General features: G+C 71.3%; 16 protein-coding genes. 12 read left to right on the top strand and 4 right to left on the bottom strand.

Features of this window, described 5'->3' with window-relative positions:
* Positions 1-170 precede the first annotated feature (170 nt).
* Positions 171-1,850 carry a bifunctional diguanylate cyclase/phosphodiesterase gene (locus ACSP50_RS05175; protein ID WP_014688104.1) on the top strand — a complete coding sequence of 560 codons (1,680 nt, stop codon included), beginning with the start codon at positions 171-173 and terminating at the stop codon, positions 1,848-1,850.
* A 1-nt stretch (position 1,851) separates the two neighbouring features.
* Here the strand turns inward: ACSP50_RS05175 and fxsT are convergent, their stop codons facing one another.
* Entirely contained in the window at positions 1,852-4,272 is a 2,421-nt protein-coding gene (fxsT, locus tag ACSP50_RS05170) for an FxSxx-COOH system tetratricopeptide repeat protein (protein WP_014688103.1), read from the bottom strand.
* A gap of 94 nt (positions 4,273-4,366) precedes the next feature.
* On the opposite strand from fxsT, the gene ACSP50_RS05165 reads away from it, so the two are divergent.
* Positions 4,367-4,681: an STAS domain-containing protein gene (locus ACSP50_RS05165; RefSeq protein WP_014688102.1), complete on the top strand. Its 315-nt coding sequence runs from the start codon at positions 4,367-4,369 to the stop codon at positions 4,679-4,681.
* Positions 4,682-4,794: 113 nt separating this feature from the next.
* Here the strand turns inward: ACSP50_RS05165 and ACSP50_RS05160 are convergent, their stop codons facing one another.
* Positions 4,795-6,078 (bottom strand): MFS transporter, encoded by a 1,284-nt coding sequence (locus ACSP50_RS05160; protein WP_014688101.1) that lies wholly within the window; start codon positions 6,076-6,078, stop codon positions 4,795-4,797.
* Positions 6,079-6,131: 53 nt separating this feature from the next.
* On the opposite strand from ACSP50_RS05160, the gene ACSP50_RS05155 reads away from it, so the two are divergent.
* The 9 genes from ACSP50_RS05155 (at position 6,132) to pilO (ending at position 15,148) form a co-directional block, all read left to right on the top strand.
* The gene (locus ACSP50_RS05155; RefSeq protein ID WP_014688100.1) at positions 6,132-7,103 is read left to right on the top strand and encodes a GlxA family transcriptional regulator; all 972 of its coding nucleotides are present in this window, start codon (positions 6,132-6,134) and stop codon (positions 7,101-7,103) included.
* A gap of 59 nt (positions 7,104-7,162) precedes the next feature.
* Positions 7,163-8,830 carry a GspE/PulE family protein gene (locus ACSP50_RS05150; RefSeq protein ID WP_014688099.1) on the top strand — a complete coding sequence of 556 codons (1,668 nt, stop codon included), beginning with the start codon at positions 7,163-7,165 and terminating at the stop codon, positions 8,828-8,830.
* An 80-nt stretch (positions 8,831-8,910) separates the two neighbouring features.
* Positions 8,911-10,032 carry a type IV pilus twitching motility protein PilT gene (locus ACSP50_RS05145; protein ID WP_014688098.1) on the top strand — a complete coding sequence of 374 codons (1,122 nt, stop codon included), beginning with the start codon at positions 8,911-8,913 and terminating at the stop codon, positions 10,030-10,032.
* A 2-nt stretch (positions 10,033-10,034) separates the two neighbouring features.
* On the top strand, positions 10,035-11,270 hold the full coding sequence (locus ACSP50_RS05140) for a type II secretion system F family protein (RefSeq protein WP_014688097.1): 1,236 nt from the start codon (positions 10,035-10,037) through the stop codon (positions 11,268-11,270).
* Positions 11,271-11,372: 102 nt separating this feature from the next.
* Positions 11,373-11,879, top strand: a complete 507-nt coding sequence (locus tag ACSP50_RS05135) for a prepilin-type N-terminal cleavage/methylation domain-containing protein (RefSeq protein WP_014688096.1) — start codon at positions 11,373-11,375, stop codon at positions 11,877-11,879.
* Between the two features lie 154 nt (positions 11,880-12,033).
* Positions 12,034-12,819: an A24 family peptidase gene (locus ACSP50_RS05130; protein ID WP_014688095.1), complete on the top strand. Its 786-nt coding sequence runs from the start codon at positions 12,034-12,036 to the stop codon at positions 12,817-12,819.
* Positions 12,820-12,860: 41 nt separating this feature from the next.
* Positions 12,861-13,883, top strand: coding sequence for a type IV pilus assembly protein PilM (gene pilM, locus ACSP50_RS05125; protein ID WP_014688094.1), 1,023 nt, complete (start codon positions 12,861-12,863; stop codon positions 13,881-13,883).
* On the top strand, positions 13,883-14,566 hold the full coding sequence (locus tag ACSP50_RS05120; protein ID WP_014688093.1) for a hypothetical protein: 684 nt from the start codon (positions 13,883-13,885) through the stop codon (positions 14,564-14,566). Before pilM ends, ACSP50_RS05120 begins: the two co-directional genes overlap by 1 nt.
* A complete protein-coding gene (gene pilO, locus ACSP50_RS05115; protein WP_014688092.1) occupies positions 14,567-15,148 on the top strand; it encodes a type 4a pilus biogenesis protein PilO in 582 nt (193 codons plus the stop codon).
* 15 nt (positions 15,149-15,163) lie between these two features.
* Here pilO and ACSP50_RS05110 read toward each other — a convergent pair whose 3' ends face one another.
* Positions 15,164-16,003 (bottom strand): LLM class flavin-dependent oxidoreductase, encoded by an 840-nt coding sequence (locus tag ACSP50_RS05110; protein WP_014688091.1) that lies wholly within the window; start codon positions 16,001-16,003, stop codon positions 15,164-15,166.
* Positions 16,004-16,139: 136 nt separating this feature from the next.
* Here ACSP50_RS05110 and ACSP50_RS05105 point away from each other — a divergent pair, with 136 nt between their 5' ends.
* On the top strand, positions 16,140-16,526 hold the full coding sequence (locus ACSP50_RS05105) for a response regulator transcription factor (RefSeq protein ID WP_014688090.1): 387 nt from the start codon (positions 16,140-16,142) through the stop codon (positions 16,524-16,526).
* 179 nt (positions 16,527-16,705) lie between these two features.
* Here ACSP50_RS05105 and ACSP50_RS05100 read toward each other — a convergent pair whose 3' ends face one another.
* Positions 16,706-17,512: an S-methyl-5'-thioadenosine phosphorylase gene (locus tag ACSP50_RS05100; protein WP_014688089.1), complete on the bottom strand. Its 807-nt coding sequence runs from the start codon at positions 17,510-17,512 to the stop codon at positions 16,706-16,708.
* Between the last annotated feature and the right edge of the window lie 106 nt (positions 17,513-17,618).

Raw genomic sequence — 17,618 nt, 5'->3', positions numbered from 1 at the left:
TGCCCGGACCGCCCGGATCCGGACTCGCCCGGGACGGTGCACGTGCAGACGAACCGGTCGGTTGCAGCACGGTGAGCTGCGGCTTCGTAGCCGGTTGCGAAGCCCGAAACGCGACCCGGATCACTTAACCCACCCGCCGCCGAGACGATGTGAGCGGCCGGAGGTGGGTCGTGGCTCGCAAGGCTCTGTTGGACCGGACGCGGCGCGTCGTCGACGACGGCGTGGTGCTCGCTTCGCTGCTGCTGCTGGTGTGGCCGGCAGCGGACGCTACGGATGTGACGTTGACGGGTCGGCTGGTGCCGCTGGCCGCGGCCCTCTGTCTGGGGCTGGCCATGCTGCTGGTGGCGCCGGACCGGCCGGTGCTGCGGTTCGCCCCGACGGCGGCGGCGCTCGCGGTCAGCGGGATCCGGCACGTGCAGGGGGAGCTCGCCCCGGGAGCGGTGTGGCTGCTGCTGGGCATGGCCGTGGCGGTGCTGTTCCGCCGCTGGGCGGTGGCCGGCTCGGACAACGCGCTGATCCGGGAGATGACTTCCCAGCGGGCGCTGCTGGCCCGGCAGGCGTACCGGGATCCGCTGACCGGGGTCGGCAACCGCAAGATGTTCCTGGAGCGGGCCGATCATGAGTTGTCCGCGGCCAGCCGGACGATGACCGCGGTGATCGTGGTGGACCTGGACGGTTTCCGGGAGCTGAACGACGAGTTCGGGCACGAGGTCGGCGACGGTCTGTTGCGGGCCGCGGCGGACCGGCTGGCCGCGAACGTCCGGGCCAACGACGTGGTGGCCCGCCTCGACGGCGACGAGTTCGTGGTGCTGCTCCCCGGGGTGGAGGACGAGCAGGCCGCCGTCGCGGTGGCCGAGCGGGTGCTGACCGAGCTGCACCGGCCGCTGGAGGTGGACGGCATCAAGCTGACCGTACGGGCCAGCGCCGGGGTGGCGATCACGGCCGGCGGCGAGACCATCGACCATGTGCTGCGCGAGGCCGATCAGGCGCTGCACCGGGCGAAGCTGGACGGCGGCGGCGCGGCCCGGCGGTTCGACCCGGCGCTGTTCGCCCTGGAGGAGCAGCGTCGCAAGGCCGAGGGTGACATCATCCGGGCGTTGGACCTGGGCGAGTTCGAGGTGCACTACCAGCCGATCGTCGACCTGGACGGGGAGCACACGGTCGGTGTCGAGGCGCTGATCCGCTGGCAGCACCCGGAGAAGGGGCTGGTGCCGCCCGGGCTGTTCCTGGAGCTGGCCGAGCAGCTGGGTCTGCTGCCGCGGCTGGGCGGCTGGGTGCTGGAGGAGGCCTGCCGGCAGGCGGTCAACTGGCAGCGGCAGTTCCCGGGTTTCGAGATGAACGTGAACCTGTCCGCCTCGCAGCTGAGCAACCCGAATCTGGTCGGCGAGGTCCGCGCGGTGCTGGAGCGCACCGGTCTGGAGCCGGAGCACCTGGTGCTGGAGCTGACCGAGTCGGTGGCACTGGTGGACCTGGTCGAGTCGGCGCGGATCCTGACCGAGCTGAAGGAGCTGGGGGTGCGGATCGCGCTGGACGACTTCGGCACCGGGTTCTCCTCGCTCAGCCACCTGAGCGCGCTGCCGGTGGACGTGGTGAAGATCGACCGGTCGTTCGTGCAGGCGATGCCGGAGAGCGGCGGGGCGTCGGTGGCCGAGGCGGTGCTGCACATCGCCCGCACCTTCAACCTGGCGCCGGTGGCCGAGGGGGTGGAGGACGCGGCCCAGGCGGAGTGGCTGCGGGACCTGGCGTGCGGCCGGGCCCAGGGTTACCACTTCGCCCGCCCGATGCCGGCCCTGGGCGTCACCGAGCTCCTCGACAAGCAGGCCGACAAGGACGTCCCGCTCGCCTCCTGAGCTACAACGGCGGCAGGTCGATGTCCGTCTCCAGGCGTTGCCCGGCGGCGGTCACCCGGAAGATCGGGTGGCCGTCGCCGTACGCTTTGGCCAGCCCGGTCAGCGCCTGCTGCTGTGCCGTCTCGTCGGCGTCGGCGAGGGCGAGGTTCCACGCGCAGGCCACCGTGTCCGGGTGGTCGGCGCCGCGCACCACCCGGGACCGGCGCAGCGTGTCGGCGGCCAGTTCCCGGGCCTGCTGCGCCTCGCCGGCCGCGAACAGGTCCCCGGCCAGGCCGTTGGCGCAGCTGAGCGTGAACGGATGGTCGGCACCGACGCTGCGCCGCAGGCCGCCGAGCACCTCCTCGTCGATGGTCCGCGCCTCGGCGTACCGGCCGGCCGCCCGCACCACCCCGGCCAGCCCGGCGGAGGCGGCGAGGGTGAACGGATGTTCGTCGCCGAGCACCGCGTGGAACCGGATCACCGCGCGTTCCAGTAGTTCGTGGGCACCGGCCAGGTCGCCGGCCGCGCGCACGCAGTTGGCCAGCGACACCGCGGTGGCCAGGGTGTCGACGTTGAGGTCGCCGAATCGGCGACGGCAGGCGGCCAGGTTCTCGGTCGCCATCTCGCGGGCCGCGGCGACGCCCCGGCGGTGCGCGGCCATCGCGGTGAGCCGGCCGGCCCAGAGCGCGAACGGGTGGTCTTCGGCGACCTGTTCGGCCTGCCCGGCCAGCACCGTGCCGACCCCGGCGTAGTCGCCGAGGCCGAACAGGTCGTAGGCGAGCGCCGCCCGGGACGCCAGGGTTTCCGGGTGCCCGTCGACGAAGATGGCATGCCGATGCCGCAGGGTCTGCTCGTCGAGCGCCCGGGCGCCCCGGAAGTCGCCGAGCAGCCGCAGGTCGATGGCGAGGTTGTTGGCGCAGCGCAGCGCGGTCGGGAAGCTCTCCCCGAACAGTCGGCGGTAGCGGACCAGGTTGTCCGCGTCGAGCTGCCGCGCCTGCCCGAAGTGTCCCTGCATTCGCAGGTCGCCGCCGACGCTGTTGGCGGTCGCCAGGGTCGCCTCGTCGTCGGCGCCGAACACCTCCCGCTGGGTGCGCAGCGTCTGCAGGTTCAGCGCCCGCGCGTCGGCCGGCCGACCCACCGCGCGCAACGCGTTCGCCAGGTGGAAGGAGGCGAGCAGGGTCTGCTCGGCGGATTCGCCGAGGGCGTCGCGCCAGCGGGCCACCGCCGAGCCGGCGAGTTCCCGGCTGGAGTCGTAGTCGCCGCGCGCGTAGTGGAACCGGATGCAGTTGATCACCAGCTGGCGGACCTCCTCGGCGTCACCGCCCAGCAGGTCGGAGTGGATCAGGTGGGGGGCCAGCTCGGCGTACCGGTACCAGCCGGCCGGGTTGTCCGGGTCGCCGGGGTCGGCCGCGGACAGCATCGCGCGGACCGTGCGCAGCAGCTCGGCGTGCCGCTCGGAGCTCAGTTCCTGGCCGAACATGCCGCGGATCAGCGGGTGCACGGTGAGCCGTTCCCCGGACGGATCCAGCCCGGCCAGCCCGAACCGGGCGATCCGCCGCATCGCCGCGCGCAGCCGGCGCTCGACCCGGACGGTGCGGGCCACCTCCGGGTCCAGCGGGCAGGTGCGGGCCGCCCAGAGCAGCTGCCAGGAGATCGGCGCGCTGGCCAGGAAGGTGCACAGCTCCAGCAGCACCCGGTCGGCCGGGGACGCCTCGCCCAGCGCGTCGGCGGCCAGGCCCCAGGTCACCCGGATCGGGGTGGGGAAGGCGAGTTCGGCGGCCCGACGCTCGTACCGCTCCAGGTATTCGGCGACCGGCCAGCCGGTGGCCGTGCGTACCGCGGCGGCCAGGTCCAGCGCGATCGGCACGTCGCCGAGCCGGGCCGCGAGCCGATCGGCGTCCTCCGGAGACAGCTCCGGGGCACGGCCGCGCAGCAGGTCGGTGGCGTCGGCCCGGTCCAGCACCGGGACCGGCAGGGCCTGCGCCACCTCGGCCGTCCAGCGCGGGTTGCGGCTGGTCACCAGCACGTGGCCGGCGCCGGAGGGCAGGTACGGCATGATGTCCTCGGGCCGGTTCGCGTTCTCGAAGACGACCAGCCAGTGCCGGAACGGCTCGCCCCGGCTCAGCGCGTCCCGGACGGCGCCGAGGGTGCGGTTGAGATCGCGGGTTTCCGGCAGTCCCAGTTTCCGGGCGAGCCCGGCCAGCGCGGCGCGCATCCCGGCGCCCTGCTCGGCCGGGATCCACCAGACCAGCTCGTACGAGTCCGCGTGGCGATAGGCATATTCGATCGCCAATTGGGTACGTCCTGTCCCGCCGAGTTGATGGTCGGGACTCGGCAGCAGCACCACCGGACCGTTGCCGAGCAGGCCGCGCACGCGGGTCAGGAGTTCCTCACGGCCCACGAAACGGGGATTGCGCGGCGGCAGACCGCCACGGATCGGCACACCGTGCTCCTCACATTTTGGTGATGCCGATTACCGTACGTGGAACCCCCGCAACAGCAAAGCGGGCACGCGCCCGCGAGACGGAAGGCCCCCGGTGATCGAAGAAGTGACGAGCCTGGATGCCGACGGCAACACGACCACCGTTTCGCTGCGCGGTGAGATCGACGTGCTGACCGTGGAGCAGGTCCGGGTCGCTCTGGGCGAGGCGGTCACCGGCCGCCCGCGGCAGATCGTGGTGGACATGGCCGCGGTCGCGTTCATCGACTCGACCGGCCTCGGCGCGCTGATCTCCGGCTTCCAGCGGGCCCGTGACCAGGGCATCGCCTTCCAGCTCGCGCACCCGAGCCCCAACGTCCGTCAGATTCTGGTGCTCAGCGGGTTCCTGGAGGTCGTTCAGGTCACCCCGTGAAAACCCGATTGCGGTGGTACGACGCGGGGCCGTCCCGGCCCGGGGAGGCGGCCGCGCCACCGGATTCCAATGGCGCGGCGGGCGGTGCCCACGGCGTACGCCGCCATCGTGTCTCAGGCCTTGGCGGCGGGAACGGCGAGGCCGAGGCCGGGGGCGAGTGGCTTGAGGTGTTTGCCGGCGAAGAGCATCAGGCTGAGCAGGGACGCCAGGAGGGCGAGGGCGCCCGCGCCGTACCAGGCCCAGGTGTACGCGCCGAGCTGGTCGCGGACCAGGCCGGCGGTGGTGGCGGCGATCGCCGCGCCGATCTGGTGGGAGGCGAAGACCCAGCCGAAGACGACCGGGCCGGCGGCGCCGAAGTACTCCCGGCACAGGGTGACCGTGGGCGGGACGGTGGCGACCCAGTCGAGGCCGTAGAACAGGATGAAGACCAGCATGCCGGGGTGCGCGGTGGCGGCCAGGATCGACGGCAGCACGAGCAGCGACAGGCCGCGCAGGGCGTAGTAGGCGCCGAGCAGGACGCGGCTGTCGACCCGGTCGGTGAGCCAGCCGGACGCGATCGTGCCCACCACGTCGAAGACGCCGACCAGGGCGAGCAGGCTCGCGGCCGTGGTGTTCGGCATGCCGTGGTCGTGGGCGGCCGGGATGAAATGTGTTCCGACCAGCCCGTTGGTGGTCGCCCCGCAGATCGCGAAGCCGCCGGCGAGCAGCCAGAACGCGCGGGTCCGGCCGGCGTCGCGGAGGGCGGTGAGCGCGGTCCGGACGGCGTTGCCCGCGGGCGGGGCGGGCGGTTCGGTGATGCCGCCGAGCGCGGTCGTCCCGAGATCCTGCGGGTGGTCCCGCAGCCGCCCCAGGATCAACGGTACGACCAGCAGCGCGATCGCCGACACGGTGAGGGCCGCGGTGCGCCAGCCGTGCGACTCGACGAGCCGGGACAGCACCGGCAGGAAGATCAGGTTGCCGGTCGCCCCGCCGGCCGTGAGGATGCCGGTGACCAGGCCGCGATGTCTGACGAACCAGCGGCCGGTGATGGTGGCGACGAACCCGAGGGCGAGTGAGCCGGTGCCGAGGCCGACCAGCACGCCCCAGCAGAGCATCAGCTGCCAGCTGTGGTGCATCAGCACGGTCAGCCCGGAGCCGAGCGCGACCAGGCCGAGCGCGGCGGCGGCGACCCGGCGGATGCCGAACCGGGCCATCAGGGCGGCGGCGAACGGTGCGGTCAGACCGTAGAGCATCAGGTTGACCGAGACGGCGGCCGAGATGGTGCCCAGCGACCAGCCGAACTCGGCGTGCAGCGGCTGCAGCATGACGGACGGGGTGGAGCGGAAGCCGGCCGCGCCGATCAGGGCGATGAACGCGACGGCGGCGACCGACCAGGCGGGGTGGAGGCGTGCTTTCACGCCGTTGATTCTTCCGGGGTCCGGATGATCGGACGAGTGGCCCGAAGGCCATCATGCGCAAGAATCGAGCCATGCCCCACGTGATCGCGGTCCTGGTCCTCGACGGTGTCGTCCCGTTCGATCTCGGCGTGCCCGCGCAGGTCTTCGGCGCGGCCCGGGACGGCGCCCGCAACCGGTTCTACGAGCTGCTGTTCTGCGGCGAGGGGCCGGTCCGGGCCGAGGCCGGTTTCACCGTCACCCCCGACCACGACCTGAGCGTCGTGGCCCGCGCCGACACCGTGCTGATCCCCGGCATCCACCTCGGCGGCCCGGTCACCGACGGCAGCCTGCCCGACGCGGTTCGGGAGGTGCTGCTGGCGGCGGCCCGGCGCGGCGCCCGGATCGTGTCGATCTGCACCGGCGCCTCGGTGCTGGCCGCCGCCGGGCTGCTGGACGGTCGCCCGGCCGCCACCCACTGGGCCTGGGCCAGCCGGATCGGTGGCCTGTATCCGCGGGTCGACTGGGACTTCGACGTGCTGTTCGTGGACGACGGCGACGTGCTCACCTCGGCCGGGGTCGGCGCCGGGGTCGACCTCTGCCTGCACATCGTGCGCTCCGATCACGGCGCCGAGGTGGCGAACCGGGCGGCCCGCCGCTGCGTGGTGCCGCCGTGGCGGGACGGTGGCCAGGCGCAGTACATCGAGCGCCCGGTTCCGGCCGCCGCGAACAGCGGCACCGAACCGACCCGGACCTGGGTGCTGGACCGGCTGGCCGACCCGGTCACCCTGGAGGAGATGGCCGCGCACGCCCGGATGAGCGTGCGCACCTTCACCCGGCGGTTCCGCGACGAGACCGGCTCCAGCCCGCGGCGGTGGCTGCTGCGCCAGCGGGTCGAGCACGCCCGGCTGCTGCTGGAGTCGACCGACCTCGGGGTGGACGTGGTGGCCCGCCGGGCCGGGCTGGGCAGTGCCACGGCCCTGCGGCAGCACCTGCACGCGACGATCGGCGTGGCCCCGTCCGCGTATCGACGGACATTTCGCCACTAAGTTTTCTCCCGGGATGTCCGATGGAGGGGTGTATACCCTGTGCCGCGCCTGAGGACTCCATGGACCAAACCTTCCGCCCGCTGCTCGATGCCCTGAAGCAGATCGGGGTCGACCCGCACGCGGTCGACTCGGCTGCCGAGGAGGCCCAGCGCAGCGGGCGTCCGGTGCGGGCCGTCCTGATCAACGACCAGGTGGTCACCGAGGAGCAGCTGACCCAGGCGGCCGCCGCGGCGTTCGGGATCAACACCCTCGACCTGGTCGGCTTCACCCCGGACCCGACCGCGCTGAAGCGCATCCCGCTGCCCGTGGTGCTCCGGCACCGGGTGCTGGGCCTGGCGATCAACGACGGCGAGCTGGTGGTCGGGGTGACCGACCCGGCCGACGTGGTGGCGCTCGACGACGTACGCGCGGCGACCGGCATGACGGTGCGCCCCGTGGTGGTGGCCCGCTCCGAGGTCCGTCGAATCATCGAGAAGCTGCAGCGCGACGACAGCGACCTGGGTGACCTGGCCGGCGCCGGGATGGACGACTCGGCCGGGATGGCCGCGCAGCAGACCAGCACCGAGGACGCCCCGATCGTCCGGTACGTGAACAGCCTGATCGAGCAGGCCGTCATGAACCGCGCCTCGGACCTGCACCTGGAGCCGACCGAGGACGAGATGCGGGTGCGGTACCGGATCGACGGCGTGCTGCACGAGGTGGACATCGTGCCGCGCGGCGTGATGGCGGCGCTGACCTCACGTATCAAGATCATGTCGGGCGTCGACATCACCGAGAAGCGGGTGCCGCAGAACGGCCGGATCACCGCACTGATCCGGGACCGCACGGTCGATCTGCGCACCGCCACCCTGCCCACGGTCTGGGGCGAGAAGATCGTGCTCCGCGTGCTCGACACCGGTGGCATCGACCTGGATCTGCGCAAACTCGGCTTCACCGAGCACAACCTGAGCCGGTTCGAGGCGTCGTTCACCAAACCGCACGGCATGGTCCTGGTCACCGGCCCGACCGGGTCCGGCAAGTCGACCACGCTGTACGCCACGCTGGGCCGGATCAGCAAGCCCGAGGTCAACGTGATCACCATCGAGGACCCGGTCGAGTACCGCCTGCGCGGGATCAACCAGGTGCAGGTGAACGTCAAGGCCGGGCTGACCTTCGCCGCGGTGCTGCCGGCCATCCTGCGCTCCGACCCGGACGTGGTGCTGATCGGTGAGATCCGCGACGGCACCACCGCGCAGATCGCCGTCGAGGCCGCCCTCACCGGTCACCTGCTGCTCTCCACGCTGCACACCAACGACGCGCCGGGCGCGGTCACCCGGCTCACCGAGATGGGCATCGAGCCGTTCCTGGTCGGCTCGTCGCTGGACTGCGTGCTGGCCCAGCGGCTGGCCCGGCGGCTCTGCGACTGGTGCAAGGAGGCGTACGCGCCGACCGAGGAGGAGGTGCTGGGCGCTCGCTGGCCGCTGGAGGACCTCGCCTTCCCGCAGGTGCTCTACCGCCCGGTGGGCTGCCGCAACTGCGCGAACACCGGGTACAAGGGCCGGATCGCGCTGCACGAGGTGATGCCGGTCAGTCCGGAGATCGAGTCGCTGACCATCCGCCGGGCACCGGCCGGTGAGCTGCGCGAGGTGGCGCTCGCCCAGGGGATGTACGACCTGCGGTCGGACGGTCTGGCCAAGGCCGCGGGCGGTCTGACCTCGATTCGGGAAGTTTCCCGGGTCGCTGTCTGAAACACCCGATTCGCTACTAAAGCCCGTCCCAGCGGTGCCGATTCAACAAACGTCGGAACGCGAACGAAAGGGCCGGAGCGGTGAACACGATCGAGCACGGGACGCGGCAGCCGGAGACGGCGGTCAACCCCGACGACCTCGCCGTGCTCGACCAGATGTTGATCACCCTGGTCGAGTCGCGCGGCTCGGACCTGCACCTGACGGTGGGCTCGCCGCCGATGATGCGGGTGGACGGATCGCTGCGGGCGGTTCCGGGTTACGGCAAGCTCAACGCCGCGGACACCGAACTGCTGGCCCGCGCGGCGGTCACCCCGGCGCAGTGGCAGACGTTCCAGGCCGAGCAGGAGATGGACTTCGCGCACAGCATCGTCGGCGTCTCCCGGTTCCGCGGCAACCTCTACCGGCAGCGCACCTCGTGCGGCGCGGTCTTCCGGGCCATCCCGCACAAGATCAAGCCGCTGGACGAGCTGGGCATGCCGGAGTCGGTGGCCCGTTTCGCCCACCTGCCGCGCGGCCTGGTGCTGGTGACCGGCCCGACCGGGTCGGGCAAGACCACCACCCTGGCCTCGCTGCTCGACCTGGCGAACCGCAGCCGCGCCGACCACATCATCACCATCGAGGACCCGATCGAGTTCCTCCACCCGCACAAGCGCAGCATCGTCAACCAGCGCGAGGTGGGTGCCGACACCGACACCTTCGCCAGCGCGCTCAAGCACGCGCTGCGCCAGGACCCGGACATCATCCTGGTCGGCGAGCTGCGCGACCTGACCACCACGGCGACGGCGCTGACCGCCGCCGAGACCGGTCACCTGGTGATGGCGACGCTGCACACGCAGAGCGCCACCCAGACCATCGACCGGGTCATCGACATCTTCCCACCGCACCAGCAGTTGCAGATCCGCGCGCAGCTGGCGGCCAGTCTCCAGGGTGTGATCACCCAGGCGCTGGCGCCCCGCGCGGACGGCAAGGGCCGGGCGGTGATCTGCGAGATCCTGAGCGCGACGCCGGCCATCCGGAGCCTGATCCGGGAGGGCAAGTCGCACCAGATCCCCTCGTTCATGCAGGCCGGCAGCAACGAGGGAATGCTCGCCTTCGACCAGCATCTGGCCGAAAAGGTGCGGGAGGGCATCATCACCATGCAGACGGCCACCGAGATCAGCCACTCGCCGGAAGAGCTCAAGCGGCTTGTCGGGAGGTCCTGACCATGAGCGGCACGAACAAGACGTTCGCCTACAGCACCATCGACGCCTCGGGCAAGAAGTCCAAGGGCACCATCGAGGCTCCCAACGAGGCGGCCGCCACGCACATGCTCCAGCAGCGGGGCGAGGTGCCGCTGGGCCTGGTCGAGGCCGGCCAGGGTCTGCAGCGCGAGCTGAAGATCCCCGGGCTGGGCAACCGGGTCAAGCTCAAGGACCTGGCGGTCTTCGCCCGGCAGTTCGCCACCATGACCTCGTCCGGCATGTCGCTGCTGCGCTCTCTGTCGATCATGGAGGAGCAGACCTCGTCGCCGCCGCTGAAGAAGGCGATCGGTGAGGTGCGCTCGGACGTGGCCGCCGGTGGCGGGCTGTCGGCGTCGATGGCCAAGCACGACCGGGTCTTCCCGCGACTGATGGTCGCGATGATCCGGGCCGGCGAGACGGGCGGCATGATCGACCGGGCGTTGGAGCAGATCGCCGACAGCCTGGAGAAGGACACCGCGCTCCGCGGCAAGATCAAAAGTGCGCTGACCTATCCGGCGATCGTGCTCGGCTTCACGTTCCTGCTGATCGCGGCGATGCTGATCTTCATCGTCCCGATCTTCGAGGCGATGTTCAAGAACCTCGGCGGCGAACTCCCGGCGATCACCCAGTTCCTCGTCACGACCAGCCACAACATGTGGTGGATCGGGCCGCTGGTGCTGGGCATCGGGATCGGGGCGGCCGCGGCGTACAAGCACCAGCACCGGACCAGCGCCGAGTTCCGCCTCAAGGTCGACAAGCTCAAGCTGCGCATGCCGGTCTTCGGCTCGCTGTTCCAGAAGCTGGCGATGAGCCGGTTCTCCCGGAACCTCGGCCTGCTGCTCAACGTCGGCGTGCCGGTCATGCAGGCGCTCGCCGTGGTCGGCGAGACCACCGGCAACGAAGTGATCAACATTGCCATGCAGGACATCCAGGCGACGGTCCGCGACGGCCAGCCGATGTCCGGTGCGATGCGCAACCACAAGGTCTTCCCCGAGATGGTCAACCAGATGATCGAGGTCGGGGAAGAGAGCGGCCAGATCAGTCAGATGCTCGACAAGGTTGCCGACTTCTACGACAGAGAGGTCGACGCCGCGGCCGAGTCACTGGCCGCGTCGATCGAACCGATCATGGTGCTCGTCATGGGCGCGGTGGTCGGCGGCATGGTGGTCTGTCTCTACCTGCCGATGTTCACCATTTACCAGAACATTCAGTCCAGCTGATTCTCAGCACGGCCGCTTCCCGACGGCCGGCACCACCCGGGCACCCGAGCTCGGTTCTCCCTTCCCCGCTCCACCCGCCCCTTGCCAGGAAAGGCACCCCAAATGCAGAACGTCATCGACCGAATGATCGCCAAGCAGGCCGAGATCCGCGCCAAGAAGGACGACGAGGGCTTCACCCTCATCGAGCTCCTGGTCGTCGTGGTCATCATCGGTGTCCTCGTCGCGATCGCCGTGCCGGTGTACCTGAACTACCGCCAGGGCGCGGCCGACAAGTCGGCGCAGTCGGACGTCCGCGGCGCGATCAGCGCGGTGGAGCAGTACTACACCGGCAACGGCAACACCTACCCGACGAACGCGGCGACCAGCATCGTGGCCAACAGCACGCCGGCCAGCTCGATCACGCTCCCGGCGCAGACCGGCGGCACGGCCGGCACCATCACCGTGTCGGACAAGACCGAGCTGACCTACGTCCCGCCGTCCGGCACGTCCAGCTACAAGATCTGTGCCAAGAACACCGGCGGCAGCGGCAAGGTCTACCTGTACGACGCCTCGGTCGGTGGCTCGGTCAAGACCGCCTCGGGCATCACCCCCACCGCGACCGGCTGCTGACCCGGCACCACCCCGCATGACGGGTAACGGGTGGCGTCACCGTCGTCGGTGGCGCCACCCGGCCGCTCGTTCGCTTAGTTCGCCTCGTTCGCCCGTTCGCCTCGTTCGCCTCGTTCGCCCGCTTCGTTCGCTCGTTCGTCGAGAGGAGCCCGCCATGCCACTGAGCCCCCTGCTGCTCGTCGTCGGCCTTCTCGGCCTCGCGGTCGGCTCCTTCCTGAACGTGGTGATCCACCGGGTGCCCCGCGACGAGTCGCTGGTACACCCCGGCTCGCACTGCCCGAACTGCGGCCACGCCGTGCGCAACCGGCACAACGTCCCGGTGCTCGGCTGGCTGATGCTGCGCGGCCGGTGCGCCGACTGCGCCACCCCGATCAGCGCCCGCTACCCGCTCGTCGAAGCCGGCACCGCCGCCCTGTTCGTCGCGGTGGCCGCCCGGTTCGGCTGGTCCTGGGCCCTGCCCGGCTATCTCTACCTGGCCGCGGTCGCGATCGCCCTGGCGCTGATCGACCTCGACGTGATGCGGCTTCCGGACAAGATCGTCTTGCCGTCGTACGCGGTGGCTGCCGCCCTGCTGATCCCACCCGCCCTGCTGGCCGGTGACCCGACCGCCCTGCTCCGGGGCGCCGCCGCTGCGGGTCTGCTCTACGTGCTCTACCGGGTGCTGGCCACCTTCGGCATGGGCCGGGGGGACGTGAAGCTGGCCCCGCTGCTCGGCTTCCACCTCGGCTGGCTCGGCTGGGGCGCGGTGGCGGTCGGCGCGTTCGCCGCCTTCCTGCTCGGCGGGGTGGTCGGCGCGATCCTGCTCGCCACCCGGGTCGCCGGGCGCAAGAGTCGCATCCCGTTCGGCCCCTACATGCTGGCCGGTGCGTTCCTCGCGGTGTTCGCCGCGGCCCCGATCGCGGAATGGTACGCCCAGCTCCTCATCCCCGCGTCGTTCTGACCGATCAGCCGGGAGAACCCCACCGCAGGAAAGGAAGACCGATGGCTGGCGCAACACCGATCGGGCTGGACATCGGCTCGTCCTCGATCCGGGCTGTCGAGGTCCGTCGCACCAAGGACGGACACACGCTGACCAACTTCGGGCAGATCCCGCTCGACCCGGGCGCGGTGCACGGCGGCGTGGTGCAGGACCCGCTCGGCGTCACCACGGCGCTCAAGCAGCTCTGGGCGGCCTCCCGGTTCGGCACCAAGCGGGTCAGCCTCGGCGTCACCAACCCGCAGCTGGTGGTCCGCGAGATGTCGATCGCGAACCTGCCGGCCTCGCAGATGCGCCAGGCGCTGCCCTTCCAGGTCAAGGATGCGCTGCCGCTGGCGGTGGAGCGCTCGCTGCTCGACTTCTATCCCCTGGAGCAGCCGGGCGACAATCCGACCGTCCGCGGCCTGCTGATCGCCATGCCCAAGGAGGCCGTGGTCGGGATGGTCCAGGCGGTGGAGAAGGCCGGCCTGCACGTGACCGGGGTCGACCTGGCCTCGTTCGCCCTGCTGCGCGCCGCCTCCCGGCTGGACGCCCAGGTCGAGGCGATCGTCGACATCGGCGCCGACATCACCAGCGTGGTGGTGCACGCCGACGGCGAACCGCTGTTCGTGCGGACCCTGCCGCGCGGCGGCTCGGAGATCACCGACAGCATCGCCACCCGGCTCGGGTTGCCGGCCGATCAGGCCGAGGAGATCAAGTGCCGGTACGGGTTGCACGGCGACGGCAACCCGGACACCGTCACCGCGGTCGCCGACGCGGTCCGCCCGCTGGCCAGCGAGCTGCGCAGCTCGTTCACCTACCTGGCCTCCGGTGAGCGGCAGAAGCAGGTCACCCGGCTGTCGCTGTGCGGCGGCGGCGCGCTGATGCCCGGGCTCGCCGAACACCTGCAGAACCAGCTGGGCATCGCGGTGATGTACGCGGACAGCGCGGCCCGGCTGCGCGACACCCGCCGCGCCCGGGAGCGTGGGTTCGACAGTTTCGTGCCGTCGGCCGCCGTGTCGATCGGCCTCACCCTGGGAGGGGCCTGATGACCACGACCGCGTTGATGCCGGTGGACCCGTCGGTCACCCCGCAGCAGGCGGCCCGCGTCCTGAGCATCCGGGCCAACCTGCTCCCGCAGGACATCAGTGACGGCCGGCGGGCGCGGCGCACCCGCACCGCCGTGCTGGTCGCCGTGGTACTGGTCCTCAACGGGCTGGGCTACTGGTACTGGCAGGCGGCCGCGGAGCGCAAGGACGCCGACGCCGAGTACGCGGCGATCACCAAGCAGGTGGCCGACGTCCAGCGGGGCCAGAACAAGTACCAGGAAGTCGTCAAGATCAGGAACCGGAACACGCTGGTCGAGGGCCAGCTCGCCAAGCTGATGGCCGACGACCTGTCCTGGCAGGCCATGCTCGACCTGGTACGGACCACCGGCACCGCGTCCAAGACGACCGTCACCCAGATCAGCGGCAGCCTGAACGCGGCCGCGCTGAAGAGCGACGGCGTCGGGCTGCTCTCGGTCAGCGGCACGGCGCCGGACAAGAAGGCGGTCGCCGACTACGTCAAGGCGCTCGCCGCACTCGGCAAGAAGGGCCTGGCCGACCCGTTCGTCAGCAACGTGGCGACGGCCGCCGGCGGCGGCGTGAACTTCAACCTGACCGTCTCGATCACCGACCCGGCGCTCTGCGGCAAGTACAGCGTCAAGAAGTGCCCGTCCGGAGGGAACTAGATGAACCTGCTCCGCTCCGACCGCGTCTGGCTGTTCGGCGGCATCGGTTTGATCGCACTGCTGGTGGCCGCCGCCTGGTTCCTGCCGATCAAGAGCCAGTACACCGACGCGGCCACCGCCCGGGACCAGGTCGGGGACGCCACCGCGCAGCTCGCCAAGCTGCGCAAGACCCTGGCCGACCTCAACGTCGAACAGGCGAAGATGGACACCTACAAGGCCAACGAGGCCCGGTACAAGCTGGCGCTGCCGACCGGGGACGCCATCCCGGCCTTCCTCACCCAGCTGCAGACGATGGGCCTGGACCTCAACGTCGCGGTCGACGCGTACTCGGCCTCCGGTCACGACAAGTCCCAGGTGGTGCCGACCGTCGAGGAGCTGCCGATCACGATCAGCGCGACCGGCAGCATCGCGAACCTGAGCACGTTCGTGAACCAGCTGCAGTACACCCAGCCCCGCGCGGTGCTGATCCAGACCGCGAACCTGCAGGTCTCCACCAAGCCGGACAAGTCGACGCTGGACCTGACCATGTCGGCCTTCCGCAACATCGCTCCGGCCAGCACCGCCGCGGTGAACACCAACTGAGGCCGCGGGCCCGGCTCACCGCAGCAGCGGCGCCATCGACTCGAAGGCCGGGCGTCGCACCACGTACCGGGTCAGGCCCCAGCGGCGCTCACACCGCTGGAGCTTCGCGCGGATCTCCGCCGCCGTCCCGGCCAGCAGATAGGGCGACTCGGCCGCCGCCGCCGGACTGATCCCGGCGTCGGCGGCCCAGGTCGCGTACCTGCGGCCCGCGTCGTCACCGATCGCGAAGTAGTGCACCAGCGCCTCGACCGGCGTGCCCCCGGCCAGCTCCACCTGCGCGTCCACCTGATCCGGGTGGAACCGCGCGGTGTGCGTGTGCCCGTCCGCGAGGGTGCGGCCCAGGCCGGAGAGGCCGATCACGTCGGCGTTCGTGGCCGCCCAGCGCAGCAGCTCGGTGTTCCCACCACCGAACAGCACCGGCACCCGCTCGCGCACCGGCCGGGGCCGGTCCAGCCCGTCGCCGGCCAGCATCCGCACGGTCGCCTCGGCCACCGCGATGCAGTGGCGGACCCGGCCGGCCACGTCCGGGCGCACCCGGCCGACCGCGGTCCACTCGGCCGGCGTGTGCCCGGCGCCGATGCCGAGGATGGCCCGGCCACCGGAGACCACGTCCAGGGTGGCCACGTCCGAGGCGATCAGCAGCGGCTCGCGGATGCCGGCGTTCACCACGTACGGTCCAAGCTCGATCCGGCTGGTGACGGCGGCGGCCGCGGCCAGCGCCACGAACGGCGACGCGCCGCTGCCCGGGTGGTCGGCGGCGTAGAGGGCGTGGAAACCGGCGGCTTCGGCCCGGCGGGCGAGGTCGAGCCAGTCGGCGGCATCGGCCGGCTGAGCCTGCAGCGAGAAGGTGGCCATGGCCGGATTCTGCCCACCGCCCGGACCGGACGCCGCATTCTTCTGCCGACGGCAGACCGCTCCCGGACGGCAACCCCGGCTTTCCTGGCCGCGGCCGGACCGCGGCCGATCAGGAGGGTCCACGAGGAGGAGCCGCATGAACGAGAACCTGATCCTGATCGCCGACGACGACGCCGACGTCCGTGACCTGCTGTCGGTGAGCCTGGAGGCGGCCGGCTTCCGGGCCGTGGGCGCCAAGGACGGGCACACCGCGGCCCGGATCCTCACCGTGGCCAAGCCGATCGGCATGATCACCGACGTCCGGATGCCGGCCATGAACGGGATGGAGCTGTGCCAGCTGGCCCGCAGCACCCCGTCGGTGCGGGACATGGCGATCCTGATGGTCTCCGGCAACAGCCACGCCTACGACGTGGACGCCGGGATGATCTCCGGCGCGGACGGCTACCTCGCGAAGCCGCTCACGCCGAAGGACCTGGTCGCCGAACTGCAGAACCTGATCAGCCGCCGCCATCCGGCAGCCTGACCGGCGACGCCGGGCGGCGATGGCCGGGCCGCGCAGCCGCTCGCCGGTGCGGGCCGGGTCGAAGACCTCGGTCCGCTCCCACGGTGTCCGGCTGAACCGGTGATGCAGCAGGTGCCCGGTCTTGAACCGGGCGAACGGCCGTCCGCCCGGTGTACGTCAGCCGAAGCGGCCGTTTTTTCCTACGGCAGCGCGAAGGGCAGTTTGATGCCCTGCAGCGCGTCGCCGCAGGGGCACTCGCGCTCGGTGGGCAGCTTGGCCACCGCGTCCAGGAGCACGCCACGCAGGCGGTCGGTGTTCTGCGCGAACACCGCGAAGACCTCCTCGTGGGTCACCCCGTGGTCGCCCTCCACGCCTGCGTCCAGGTCGGTTACCAGGGCGATCGCGGTATAGCAGAGAGCCAGCTCGCGGGCCAGGACCGCTTCCGGGTGACCGGTCATGTTCACGATCGTGCCGCCGATCGAGGTGAACCAGCGCGACTCGGCCCGGGTCGAGAACCGCGGACCCTCCACCACCACCATGGTGCCGCCGTCCACCGCGTTCACCCTGGCGGCGGAATTCAGCACCACGGCCCGGCCGGCCGGACAGTACGGATCGGCGAACGAGACGTGCGCCGCGCCCTCGTCGAAGAACGTCTGCACCCGCCCGCTGGTCCGATCGATCAACTGATCCGGCACCACGAACGTGCCCGGCCCCAGCTCCGGGCGCAGGCCACCGACCGCACACGGGGCGACGATCTGGCGTACACCCAGCGACCGCAGGGCCCACAGATTCGCCCGATAGGGAATCTTGTGCGGCGGGAACCGGTGATCGCGTCCGTGCCGCGGCAGGAAGGCCACCCGGCGCCCACCCACCTCGGCCACCGTGATCTTGTCGGATGGCGGACCGTACGGCGTCTCGACCTCGTGTTCAATGGCGCCGTCGAGCAGTGCGTACAGGCCGGATCCGCCGATGACGCCGATCTCCGCGAATGGGGGTGACGGGTTCATGTGCAGACCTTATCCATGGCCGGAATCGCAAGCTAATGTGCTGGGCATGGCGTTGACGTCGAACCAGCGGCGGGCAGACCGTGTTCGGTGAGGGGCAGCGGATCGG

Origin of the sequence: Actinoplanes sp. SE50/110 (assembly GCF_900119315.1) — a bacterium.
Classification (GTDB): domain Bacteria; phylum Actinomycetota; class Actinomycetes; order Mycobacteriales; family Micromonosporaceae; genus Actinoplanes.
This window is presented reverse-complemented; position numbering and strand designations above follow the sequence as displayed.

What these genes read in the sequence shown, in the direction of transcription:
- ACSP50_RS05155 (WP_014688100.1), top strand. Translation starts at nt 6,132, where the DNA reads ATGCGCAAGAATCGAGCCATGCCCCACGTGATCGCGGTCCTGGTCCTC.
- ACSP50_RS05110 (WP_014688091.1), bottom strand. Translation starts at nt 16,003, where the DNA reads ATGGCCACCTTCTCGCTGCAGGCTCAGCCGGCCGATGCCGCCGACTGG.
- ACSP50_RS05100 (WP_014688089.1), bottom strand. Translation starts at nt 17,512, where the DNA reads ATGAACCCGTCACCCCCATTCGCGGAGATCGGCGTCATCGGCGGATCC.
- ACSP50_RS05150 (WP_014688099.1), top strand. Translation starts at nt 7,163, where the DNA reads ATGGACCAAACCTTCCGCCCGCTGCTCGATGCCCTGAAGCAGATCGGG.
- ACSP50_RS05120 (WP_014688093.1), top strand. Translation starts at nt 13,883, where the DNA reads ATGACCACGACCGCGTTGATGCCGGTGGACCCGTCGGTCACCCCGCAG.
- pilM (WP_014688094.1), top strand. Translation starts at nt 12,861, where the DNA reads ATGGCTGGCGCAACACCGATCGGGCTGGACATCGGCTCGTCCTCGATC.
- ACSP50_RS05135 (WP_014688096.1), top strand. Translation starts at nt 11,373, where the DNA reads ATGCAGAACGTCATCGACCGAATGATCGCCAAGCAGGCCGAGATCCGC.
- ACSP50_RS05140 (WP_014688097.1), top strand. Translation starts at nt 10,035, where the DNA reads ATGAGCGGCACGAACAAGACGTTCGCCTACAGCACCATCGACGCCTCG.
- ACSP50_RS05105 (WP_014688090.1), top strand. Translation starts at nt 16,140, where the DNA reads ATGAACGAGAACCTGATCCTGATCGCCGACGACGACGCCGACGTCCGT.
- ACSP50_RS05130 (WP_014688095.1), top strand. Translation starts at nt 12,034, where the DNA reads ATGCCACTGAGCCCCCTGCTGCTCGTCGTCGGCCTTCTCGGCCTCGCG.
- pilO (WP_014688092.1), top strand. Translation starts at nt 14,567, where the DNA reads ATGAACCTGCTCCGCTCCGACCGCGTCTGGCTGTTCGGCGGCATCGGT.